Annotated in this window: 3 protein-coding genes; 1 reads left to right on the top strand and 2 read right to left on the bottom strand. The window is 62.6% G+C overall.

Features of this window, described 5'->3' with window-relative positions; genetic code table 11:
* Nucleotides 1-84 precede the first annotated feature (84 nt).
* Entirely contained in the window at nt 85-387 is a 303-nt protein-coding gene (locus tag ACRESJ_RS22925) for a hypothetical protein (RefSeq protein ID WP_431759961.1), read from the bottom strand.
* Nucleotides 388-450: 63 nt separating this feature from the next.
* On the bottom strand, nt 451-1,566 hold the full coding sequence (locus ACRESJ_RS22920) for an IS5 family transposase (protein WP_431759960.1): 1,116 nt from the start codon (nt 1,564-1,566) through the stop codon (nt 451-453).
* A 260-nt stretch (nt 1,567-1,826) separates the two neighbouring features.
* Here ACRESJ_RS22920 and ACRESJ_RS22915 point away from each other — a divergent pair.
* On the top strand, nt 1,827-1,925 hold a 99-nt coding region (locus ACRESJ_RS22915; RefSeq protein WP_431759962.1), incomplete at its 3' end, for a GntR family transcriptional regulator.

Raw genomic sequence — 1,925 nt, 5'->3', positions numbered from 1 at the left:
TGCGCTCCTGCTTGCGCTTGTTGGTGCCGGCGAGCTGCACGGCCTGCGTGGCGGGATCGTCCTTGAAGGTTCTGGCGCGGGACATCATTTCTTCCCGCCTCCCTTTGCAGCTGCTGCGCCGGCGGCGCGCGCGACCCCAGCGGCGCCACCGGTGCCGACGGTCATGGCCGTCCGCGCAATCATGATGAGCGTGCCAGAGGAACCGGCCGCTCCACCTGCAAGGGCCGAGGCCCAGCCTCGCACACACAGCATGAATAGGATCAGCACCCCCTCGACCAGAAGGAGTTGGCTGGTTTGCCGGTTTCGCAAGCCTAACAGGATGCGGAAATACTCCCCTTCAAGGCGAGCCATCTCTTTCGGCGAGGATCCGCTTTTCACATAGTGCATCGGGCAGCGATTTCGGAAGCCGTTTTCGCTGACTCGAGGGCGTTTTGCTGGCCTTTGGGTGCCTCAGAGCGTCTGTGGACGGATTTGCCCCAACGAACGCATACGCGTCAAGTTGTAGGCCGTCATCGTCAGCACGAACAGGTGGTCCACGCGCTTGAGTCCCCGCACCATCACCTGACGAATTCCACCCACCGTCTTGGCCCAGCCGAAGCCCTGCTCGATAAGTTTGCGTTTGCGCTGCGACAACGCATAGCCCTCGCTCGCAGCAATGGCGTCGGGCACCGCGGATCGCCGACCCGAAGTGTTCTGGGCCACGTGCGGTGTCACGCCCATGTCCTGGCATGCCTGGACGAACTCCTGCGCGTCGTAGCCCTTGTCCGCACCGAGCGTGACCTTGGTATCCGGACTCGGGGCCGCTTGACGGGCATCCTTGATCATGACCTTGGCCGCTTCGCGCTCGGCAAAGCCATCAGCCTGCGTGACCATCGCGTTGGCAATCAGGCCATGGCGGTTGTCCGAGAGGGTATGGCCCATGTAGCGCAACTCGCTGGCGGTCTTGCCCTTGCGGTACAGACGCGCATCGCCATCGGTGCGCGAGGCGTGAGTCTCGTTGCTGCGGCTTTGGCCTTTGAAGCTGGTGCTACCCGTCGTGTTGTTGCCCGCATCATCATCGCCGCCGCCGTCTTTGCGCACGAAGCTCCTGTGGCTGGCCCATGCCTGGATGAGGGTGCCATCGACGCTGAAGTGTTCGCCCGACAGCCAGCCCTTGCGATCCGCGGTGTCGACGATCTGGTTAAACAGTTCGATGATCGCGTCGTGGGCGATCAGTCGCTCGCGGTTCTTGGTGAAGACGCTGGGTACCCAGACCACATCGTCCATGGCCAGGCCAATGAACCAGCGATACAAGAGGTTGTACTGGGTCTGCTCCATGAGCTGGCGCTCCGAGCGGACGCTGAAGAAGATCTGCAAGAGCATCGCGCGCAGCAGCTTCTCGGGTGCGATGCTGGGGCGCCCGCCCTTGATGTCGGCCTCATACATGCCGGCAAACAGGTTGTCCATCTTGAGCAGCGCCTCATTGACCATTGCGCGGATCGGGCGCAGCGGGTGATTCGCGGGTACGAAGTCCTCCAGGCGGCGCATCGTGAACAAGCTCTCGGTGAAGGTGTCGGCTCCGCGCATCGTCTGGGGTCTTCGTTTGCAACTATCGGGGTGTCAACTTCCAACGCCTGAGGCCTGTCACGCGCCGACTGGTGGGGTGGTATTTCAGCACCCTGCTAGGCCCAAGCGTTCCCGATGCCAGCCCATGCTTGTCCATGCGCCGCACAGCTTCACGCTGGCATCCCTTGTCTTCAAATGAACGCGCGACGAAACGCCGCAGGTGGTGCTGCGATGGCGCGGGTGCACAATCGATGAGCTCCCCACTTCGCTTGAGCGGAGTCATGAAACTCTATGAACGCTGCGCGAACGACATCGCGGAATTGATCCGCAGTGGCGTCCTGCGGCCTGGCGACAAGCTGCCTTCGGTACGGGGTGCGAGC

Source organism: Pseudomonas sp. (assembly GCF_050739655.1).
In the GTDB taxonomy this organism is placed as follows: domain Bacteria; phylum Pseudomonadota; class Gammaproteobacteria; order Pseudomonadales; family Pseudomonadaceae; genus Aquipseudomonas.
This window is presented reverse-complemented; position numbering and strand designations above follow the sequence as displayed.

Bases quoted from the DNA above. Each gene is read 5' to 3' on its own strand.
- ACRESJ_RS22925 (WP_431759961.1), bottom strand. From the start codon at position 387: ATGCACTATGTGAAAAGCGGATCCTCGCCGAAAGAGATGGCTCGCCTT.
- ACRESJ_RS22920 (WP_431759960.1), bottom strand. From the start codon at position 1,566: ATGCGCGGAGCCGACACCTTCACCGAGAGCTTGTTCACGATGCGCCGC.